Source organism: Methylophaga sp. UBA4204, assembly GCF_002379485.1.
Taxonomy (GTDB): Bacteria; Pseudomonadota; Gammaproteobacteria; order Nitrosococcales; family Methylophagaceae; genus Methylophaga.
The window spans coordinates 29,712-33,085 of the sequence record NZ_DFTU01000096.1; the positions used below are offsets into that span (position 1 = coordinate 29,712).

Annotated in this window: 4 protein-coding genes; 2 read left to right on the plus strand and 2 right to left on the minus strand. The window is 45.0% G+C overall.

The genetic code is table 11. The features are described 5' to 3' along the window. Window positions 1-1,052: ATP-binding cassette domain-containing protein (locus B3182_RS14640; protein ID WP_292753300.1), on the minus strand; the 1,052-nt coding region annotated here is incomplete at its 3' end. Between the two features lie 76 nt (window positions 1,053-1,128). Next, window positions 1,129-1,812: a uracil-DNA glycosylase gene (gene ung / locus B3182_RS14645; protein WP_292357889.1), complete on the minus strand. Its 684-nt coding sequence runs from the start codon at window positions 1,810-1,812 to the stop codon at window positions 1,129-1,131. A 233-nt stretch (window positions 1,813-2,045) separates the two neighbouring features. On the opposite strand from ung, the gene B3182_RS14650 reads away from it, so the two are divergent. Both B3182_RS14650 and B3182_RS14655 read left to right on the plus strand, forming a co-directional pair. Beyond that, the gene (locus B3182_RS14650) at window positions 2,046-3,095 is read left to right on the plus strand and encodes a response regulator (protein ID WP_292357887.1); all 1,050 of its coding nucleotides are present in this window, start codon (window positions 2,046-2,048) and stop codon (window positions 3,093-3,095) included. Continuing rightward, window positions 3,064-3,374 (plus strand): transporter substrate-binding domain-containing protein (locus tag B3182_RS14655; RefSeq protein ID WP_292753301.1); only part of this gene is annotated, 311 nt, incomplete at its 3' end. The genes B3182_RS14650 and B3182_RS14655, both read left to right, overlap by 32 nt.

Consider the following 3,374-nt stretch of genomic DNA (forward strand, 5'->3'; position numbering starts at 1 on the left):
TTACCGGCACCGTTTGGGCCTAACAAACCAATACGATCGCCGGGAGCAAGGTGGAGCTTGATATTATCAATTAACGGTGTTTGCTGGTAACCAACACTGGCTTTATCCAGCGCTAAAATTGGAGTGGTTAAACGTCGCGGCTGAAAAAAGCTGAAATGAAACGGCGAATCAACATGCGCCGGAGCGATCTTTTCCATGCGCTCCAAGGCTTTGATACGACTTTGAGCCTGCTTGGCTTTAGTCGCTTTTGCCTTGAATCGATTAACAAAATCACGGATGTGGGCGATTTCAGATTGTTGTTTCTGATAAGCCGACTGCTGATTTGCCAGATGCTCGGCACGAGCGATTTCAAAGTCAGAATAATTACCGGTATACAGTTTGATGCGTTGTTGTTCGATATGGGCGATATGGGTAACCACTCGATCGAGAAACTCACGATCATGGGAAATTACCAGCAGCGTTCCCGCATAACTGCGTAGCCATTCTTCTAACCAATAGACAGCTTCGAGATCCAAATGATTGGTGGGCTCATCCAGCAACAATAAGTCACTACGGCACATCAATGCCTGGGCAAGGTTAAGTCGCATACGCCAGCCACCTGAAAAGGTTCTGACCGGGTGTTCCTGCTGCTCAGCAGTAAACCCTAATCCATGCAATAATTTTGCAGCCCGGCTTCTTCCGGTGTATCCATCAATCAAGCCTATTTTGTCATGCAGCTGGGTTTGCAAATGACCATCATTGTTCTGTTCTGCTTGTGCCAATTGTGTGAGAAGTTGACTCAGTTCAGCATCGCCCTGCAACACATAGTCAAGAGCAGTTGTATCAACCGCGGGCGTTTCTTGTGCAACATGAGCAATCACCCAGGATTCAGGAAACGTCAGATCACCGCTGTCAGCATGTATTTCATTGCGGATCATCGCAAACAGACTGGATTTACCGGTGCCATTGGCGCCGGTCAAACCGATACGTTGTCCGGGATGAATCACCAGATTGGCAGCTTCAAACAGTAGTCGGGGTCCGCGGCGTAAAGAAAGTTGGCTGAAATTTATCATGGCGCGAATTGTATCAAGCCTGCCCATCGGCTGTATTGGATAAATCTCTGCTGTTGGTTAAATCTAAACAAAAAATCTAAACTGATGACGGTAACTGCCAATCAATAGGTGTTTGTCCGTGTTGCTGTAAATAGTCATTAGCCTGGCTGAAATGCTTGCAACCGAGAAAACCGCGGTGAGCTGACAATGGTGATGGATGCGGTGCTTTTAAAACCAGATGCCGCTGGTTGTCAATAGCAGCCCCTTTTTTCTGGGCATAACTGCCCCACAGCATAAACACCACATTATCACGCTGTTGATTGACCACACTGATCACTCGATCAGTAAATTGTTCCCAACCTTTTCCCTGATGCGCATTGGCTTGTCCATGTTCCACCGTCAATACAGCATTCAGTAATAAAACACCTTGCTTGGCCCAAGCTTCCAGGTAACCATGTTTTGCAGGAGCAATACCAAGGTCATTATTCAGTTCTTTATAGATATTCATTAACGAAGGTGGAATTGCCACACCGGGTTTGACTGAAAAGCATAAACCATGCGCCTGTCCTGGCTGGTGATAGGGATCCTGTCCGAGAATGACAACTTTTACGTTAGATAGCGGCGTTGTTTCCAGGGCATGAAACCAGTTGGATGAGTGAGGATATATCACTTTCTGCTGGTTTTTCTGCTGCTGTAAAAAAGCCTTTAGCTGCTGCATATAAGGCTGTTCAAATTCCCTCTCAAGTAAAGCCTGCCATTCAGGCGCTTTCTGCAGAACCATTTTTGCTACCCACCCCAAAGTTAAAATCACATCATACTTGCTTCGATTTTATTACTCATCATTGCAACTCAACTATCAGGTTTTCAGTCAGAGCTTATTAATTTGCAACAATTTGATTTACCCCAGATTATTGAGACGGATAGACAAGTAATATAGTTACTGTTATTTTCAGCAGCTACCATTTGCAGTCAACAAAGGATTGCCGCAACAGTATCTGCACACAAGGAATCGCGATGGATAATAGCGCCAATGTTTTAATCGTCGATGATGTACCTGACAATATTCAGGTAGCGATGAATTTTCTTAAGGAAGAGCCTTACAACCTGTCATTTGCCACCCGAGGTCAGGAAGCCCTTGCGCTAATGAAAACGCATGAATATGACCTGATTCTGCTTGATATTATGATGCCTGAAATGGATGGTTATGAAGTTTGCCGACGCATCAAGGCAGAACCCCGCCTTCAGGATATCCCGATTATTTTTGTTACGGCCAAGGTCGACGTAGATTCGATAAGCCAGGGATTTCATGCTGGCGCAGTCGACTACCTCTGTAAACCGTTTCATGCCGAAGAACTGCTGGCCAGAGTCAATACTCATCTTTCTTTATATCGCGCTAAAAAACTCCTGCAACAAAATAACCTTTCTCTACAGCACAAATACGAACAGAATCAGCAACGGCTGATGACCGAGCTGGAACAGAATCAACTGGAAATGATTTATGTGCTGACTGAGTTAATGGAGTCAACTTCAGATGAAACCGGCAAACATATTCGTCGGGTAGCCGAGTGTTCCAGGTTATTAGCGTTATATCATGAAAGTCTGACAGACGAAGATGCCGATATCCTGTTTCATGCCGCGCCAATGCATGATATTTGTAAAATCACTATTCCCCACTCGATTTTGCATAAACCCGGTAAACTCACTGAAGATGAATTTGCCATCATGAAAACGCATACCACGCGTGCCTTTAAAATTCTTCATAATTCCAAACGCAAATACACCAAAGCTGCCGCTATCATCGCTCACCAGCACCATGAAAAATGGGATGGCAGCGGTTATCCCCAAGGACTCAAAGGACAGGATATTCATATCTACGGTCGTATCGTTGGTTTGATTGACGTGTTTGATGCGTTAATGCATAAACGGGTCTACAAAGAAGCCTGGTCCCTTGAAGACACCTTGGACTACATCAGGAAACACAGCAGTAGCCAGTTTGATCCCTATCTGGTGAGCATACTGCTGGAACATATTGATGAATTTGTGGCTATTTCCGATCAAAACTAACTGGTTATTATTTTTTTTCCTGCTGTTTATCAGCTGCCGATTATCGGCACTGACATTTACTGAACAAGAACAGGCCTGGATTGCCGCTAATCCTGAAGTCACACTGGGTGCCGATTTCAGTTGGGCACCCTATGATTTTCTCAATGAAGAAGGCGAACATGATGGTATCGCCTCTGATGTGTTAGCGCTCATTAGTGAAAAAAGCGGTCTTAAAATCACCGTGGTAGCTGATGTCTGGGCCAACACCATGGAAAAAATGCGAGCAGGCGAAATCATGGA